The organism is Acinetobacter sp. ANC_7635 (genome assembly GCF_056779945.1).
Genome location: NZ_JBWYIS010000025.1, coordinates 1 through 5,474, shown reverse-complemented (window position 1 = coordinate 5,474; position 5,474 = coordinate 1). Strand labels below are relative to the sequence as shown.

The following is a 5,474-nucleotide window of genomic DNA, read 5'->3' as shown; positions in this document are numbered from 1 at the left end:
TGAAGGGGGTGTTTAGAATAATGAGCTGGCGATGACTTACTCTCACATGGGTAACCCCACACTACCATCAGCGCTAAGAGGTTTCACTTCTGAGTTCGGGAAGGGATCAGGTGGTTCACTCTTGCTATTGTCGCCAGCACAACTGTTGTGACTTTGCTTGGGTCTTATTCGCATGTATTGTTTGCGTGCCTTTGCTTGGTCAAAGAAGTTATTAACAGCTATTTGAGTTGCTTTAGTTTGTGCAGTTTAGCGTTTTATCTAACTAAATCAAGTTATTTGTCATGATTTGAACCACAACACCAACTGTTTGGGTGTTGTATAGTCAAGCCTCACGAGTAATTAGTATTGGTCAGCTTCATACGTCACCGTACTTCCACATCCAACCTATCAACGTTGTAGTCTTCAACGGCTCTTTAGAGGACATAAAGTCCTTGGGAAATCTAATCTTGAGGTAGGCTTCCCGCTTAGATGCTTTCAGCGGTTATCCCTTCCGAACATAGCTACCCGGCGATGCGACTGGCGTCACAACCGGTACACCAGAGGTTCGTCCACTCTGGTCCTCTCGTACTAGGAGCAGATCCTCTCAAATTTCCAACGCCCACGGTAGATAGGGACCGAACTGTCTCACGACGTTCTAAACCCAGCTCGCGTACCTCTTTAAATGGCGAACAGCCATACCCTTGGGACCTGCTTCAGCCCCAGGATGAGATGAGCCGACATCGAGGTGCCAAACACCGCCGTCGATATGAACTCTTGGGCGGTATCAGCCTGTTATCCCCAGAGTACCTTTTATCCGTTGAGCGATGGCCCTTCCATACAGAACCACCGGATCACTAAGACCTACTTTCGTACCTGCTCGACTTGTGGGTCTCGCAGTTAAGCGCGCTTTTGCCTTTATACTCTACGCGTGATTTCCGACCACGCTGAGCGCACCTTCGTACTCCTCCGTTACTCTTTAGGAGGAGACCGCCCCAGTCAAACTACCCACCAGACATGGTCCTCGCTCCAGATAATGGAGCAGAGTTAGAACCTCAATATTACCAGGGTGGTATTTCAAGGACGGCTCCATAGAAACTGGCGTTTCTACTTCAAAGCCTCCCACCTATCCTACACAAGTAAGATCAAAGTTCAATGTCAAGCTGCAGTAAAGGTTCACGGGGTCTTTCCGTCTAGCCGCGGGTACACCGCATCTTCACGGCGAATTCGATTTCACTGAGCCTCTGCTGGAGACAGCGCCGCCATCATTATGCCATTCGTGCAGGTCGGAACTTACCCGACAAGGAATTTCGCTACCTTAGGACCGTTATAGTTACGGCCGCCGTTTACTGGGGCTTCGATCAAGAGCTTCGCTTACGCTAACCCCATCAATTAACCTTCCAGCACCGGGCAGGCATCACACCCTATACGTCCACTTTCGTGTTTGCAGAGTGCTATGTTTTTAATAAACAGTTGCAGCGGCCTGGTTTCTGAGGCTGCCAGTAGCTCAAGGAGCAAGTCCTATCACCGCCGGCAGCGTACCTTCTCCCGAAGTTACGGTACCATTTTGCCTAGTTCCTTCAGCAGAGTTCTCTCAAGCGCTTTGGTCTACTCGACCTGACCACCTGTGTCGGTTTCGGGTACGATTCCTGTGTAACTGAAGCTTAGAGACTTTTCCTGGAAGTATGGTATCAGCCACTTCGCTAGTAAACTAGCTTGCTATCGATTCTCAGCATAGAGTACCCCGGATTTGCCTAAGATACATGCCTACAATCTTCCACCTGGACAACCAACGCCAGGCTGACTTAACCTTCTCCGTCCTCTCATCGCATTACACAGAAGTATTGGAATATTAACCAATTTCCCATCGACTACGCCTCTCGGCCTCGCCTTAGGGGTCGACTCACCCAGCCCCGATTAACGTTGGACTGGAACCCTTGGTCTTTCAGCGAACGGGTTTTTCACCCGTTTTATCGTTACTCACGTCAGCATTCGCACTTCTGATACCTCCAGCAGACTTCTCAATCCACCTTCATCGGCTTACAGAACGCTCCCCTACCACTTGCAATAAATTGCAAATCCGCAGCTTCGGTACATAGTTTTAGCCCCGTTACATCTTCCGCGCAGGCCGACTCGACTAGTGAGCTATTACGCTTTCTTTAAAGGGTGGCTGCTTCTAAGCCAACCTCCTAGCTGTCTATGCCTTCCCACATCGTTTCCCACTTAACTATGATTTAGGGACCTTAGCTGGCGGTCTGGATTGTTTTCCTCTTGACTACGGACGTTAGCACCCGCAGTCTGTCTCCCGGATAGTACTCATTGGTATTCGGAGTTTGCATCGGTTTGGTAAGTCGGGATGACCCCCTAGCCGAAACAGTGCTCTACCCCCAATGGTATTCGTCCGAGGCGCTACCTAAATAGCTTTCGGGGAGAACCAGCTATCACCAGGCTTGATTAGCCTTTCACCCCTATCCACAAGTCATCCCCTGGCTTTTCAACGACAGTGGGTTCGGTCCTCCAGTAAGTGTTACCTCACCTTCAACCTGCTCATGGATAGATCGCCTGGTTTCGGGTCTACACCCAGCAACTAAACGCCCTATTAAGACTCGATTTCTCTACGGCTCCCCTATTCGGTTAACCTTGCTACTGAATGTAAGTCGCTGACCCATTATACAAAAGGTACGCAGTCACATCACGAAGATGCTCCCACTGCTTGTATGCATGCGGTTTCAGGATCTATTTCACTCCCCTCACAGGGGTTCTTTTCGCCTTTCCCTCACGGTACTGGTTCACTATCGGTCAGTCAGGAGTATTTAGCCTTGGAGGATGGTCCCCCCATATTCAGACAAGGTTTCACGTGCCCCGCCCTACTCGACATCATCATGTAAGCCCTTTCGTGTACAGGACTATCACCTACTATGGTTGCACTTCCCAGAGCATTCCACTAAAGCTTACATAACTTAATGGGCTTTTCCCCTTTCGCTCGCCGCTACTGAGGGAATCTCAATTGATTTCTTTTCCTACGGGTACTGAGATGTTTCACTTCCCCGCGTTTGCCTTGCAACACTATGTATTCATGTTGCAATACCTATCTTATGATAGGTGGGTTCCCCCATTCAGAAATCTCCGGATCACAGGATATTTGCCGCCTCCCCGGAGCTTTTCGCAGGCTATCACGTCTTTCATCGCCTCTGACTGCCAAGGCATCCACCACATGCACTTAATTACTTGACTATACAACCCCAAACAGTCGTTCGATCCTACAAGTAGATCGTTCAACATTACAGTTTGAAGTACTGTGTATCTAAACACTGTACAGCTTCAATTCAAATTCATATACCAAAACGCTTGATTCAGTTAATTTCGCTAGTTCTCATTTCAATCACTTCAACTCAATAACTTACGTTATCTCGTTTCCGCTCTTTCTATGAGTATGAACAAATTATTTCAACTCAAATATATGCTGTTAATGATTCACTACGTCTTCGTCAGATCGCAGTCAACTGTGATAAATCACAGAGCTTAATAATCAAGGCGTGCAGTATACACAGCTTTATTACTAAGCTCTATAAGCTATCAACTCGTTTGCTTACTACGTATTCGAATGAATACGTGGTGGAGACTAGGAGAGTCGAACTCCTGACCTCCTGCGTGCAAAGCAGGCGCTCTACCAACTAAGCTAAGTCCCCAGCTTATCATTTAGATCAATGTATCGTATGAGTATGTCATGGTGGGTCTGACAAGACTTGAACTTGTGACCCCACGCTTATCAAGCGTGTGCTCTAACCAACTGAGCTACAGACCCTCAGATACATCGTCATGAAGAACAACTTGTTGTGGATTCTTACCAATCGTCAATCTTTCGTTAAGGAGGTGATCCAGCCGCAGGTTCCCCTACGGCTACCTTGTTACGACTTCACCCCAGTCATCGGCCACACCGTGGTAAGCGTCCTCCTTGCGGTTAGACTACCTACTTCTGGTGCAACAAACTCCCATGGTGTGACGGGCGGTGTGTACAAGGCCCGGGAACGTATTCACCGCGGCATTCTGATCCGCGATTACTAGCGATTCCGACTTCATGGAGTCGAGTTGCAGACTCCAATCCGGACTACGATCGGCTTTTTGAGATTAGCATCCTATCGCTAGGTAGCAACCCTTTGTACCGACCATTGTAGCACGTGTGTAGCCCTGGTCGTAAGGGCCATGATGACTTGACGTCGTCCCCGCCTTCCTCCAGTTTGTCACTGGCAGTATCCTTAAAGTTCCCGGCTTAACCCGCTGGCAAATAAGGAAAAGGGTTGCGCTCGTTGCGGGACTTAACCCAACATCTCACGACACGAGCTGACGACAGCCATGCAGCACCTGTATGTAAGTTCCCGAAGGCACCAATCCATCTCTGGAAAGTTCTTACTATGTCAAGACCAGGTAAGGTTCTTCGCGTTGCATCGAATTAAACCACATGCTCCACCGCTTGTGCGGGCCCCCGTCAATTCATTTGAGTTTTAGTCTTGCGACCGTACTCCCCAGGCGGTCTACTTATCGCGTTAGCTGCGCCACTAAAGCCTCAAAGGCCCCAACGGCTAGTAGACATCGTTTACGGCATGGACTACCAGGGTATCTAATCCTGTTTGCTCCCCATGCTTTCGTACCTCAGCGTCAGTATTAGGCCAGATGGCTGCCTTCGCCATCGGTATTCCTCCAGATCTCTACGCATTTCACCGCTACACCTGGAATTCTACCATCCTCTCCCATACTCTAGCTTCCCAGTATCGAATGCAATTCCCAAGTTAAGCTCGGGGATTTCACATCCGACTTAAAAAGCCGCCTACGCACGCTTTACGCCCAGTAAATCCGATTAACGCTCGCACCCTCTGTATTACCGCGGCTGCTGGCACAGAGTTAGCCGGTGCTTATTCTGCGAGTAACGTCCACTATCCAAGAGTATTAATCTTAGTAGCCTCCTCCTCGCTTAAAGTGCTTTACAACCAAAAGGCCTTCTTCACACACGCGGCATGGCTGGATCAGGCTTCCGCCCATTGTCCAATATTCCCCACTGCTGCCTCCCGTAGGAGTCTGGGCCGTGTCTCAGTCCCAGTGTGGCGGATCATCCTCTCAGACCCGCTACAGATCGTCGCCTTGGTAGGCCTTTACCCCACCAACTAGCTAATCCGACTTAGGCTCATCTATTAGCGCAAGGCCCGAAGGTCCCCTGCTTTCTCCCGTAGGACGTATGCGGTATTAGCATCCCTTTCGAGATGTTGTCCCCCACTAATAGGCAGATTCCTAAGCATTACTCACCCGTCCGCCGCTAGGTCCAGTAGCAAGCTACCTTCCCCCGCTCGACTTGCATGTGTTAAGCCTGCCGCCAGCGTTCAATCTGAGCCATGATCAAACTCTTCAGTTTAAAATCAATAGTACCTAAAGGGTACCAATCTTGGCTCATCAATTACTGACAAAAAATTTGCTCAAATAAACTTCGAGAAATTTCTACCAATTAT

Annotated in this window: 2 tRNA genes and 3 rRNA genes; all 5 read right to left on the bottom strand. The window is 49.0% G+C overall.

What is annotated here, in order from left to right:
* Positions 1–23: 23 nt before the first annotated feature.
* Positions 24–138, bottom strand: a 5S ribosomal RNA gene (rrf, locus tag AC1M89_RS14685).
* 180 nt (positions 139–318) lie between these two features.
* Positions 319–3,210 (bottom strand): 23S ribosomal RNA (locus AC1M89_RS14680).
* Positions 3,211–3,589: 379 nt separating this feature from the next.
* Positions 3,590–3,665, bottom strand: a tRNA-Ala gene (locus AC1M89_RS14675).
* A 39-nt stretch (positions 3,666–3,704) separates the two neighbouring features.
* A tRNA-Ile gene (locus AC1M89_RS14670) sits at positions 3,705–3,781 on the bottom strand.
* Positions 3,782–3,842: 61 nt separating this feature from the next.
* Positions 3,843–5,380, bottom strand: a 16S ribosomal RNA gene (locus AC1M89_RS14665).
* Together the 16S, 23S and 5S rRNA genes with 2 tRNA genes alongside form the textbook arrangement of a ribosomal RNA operon.
* Positions 5,381–5,474: the final 94 nt, after the last annotated feature.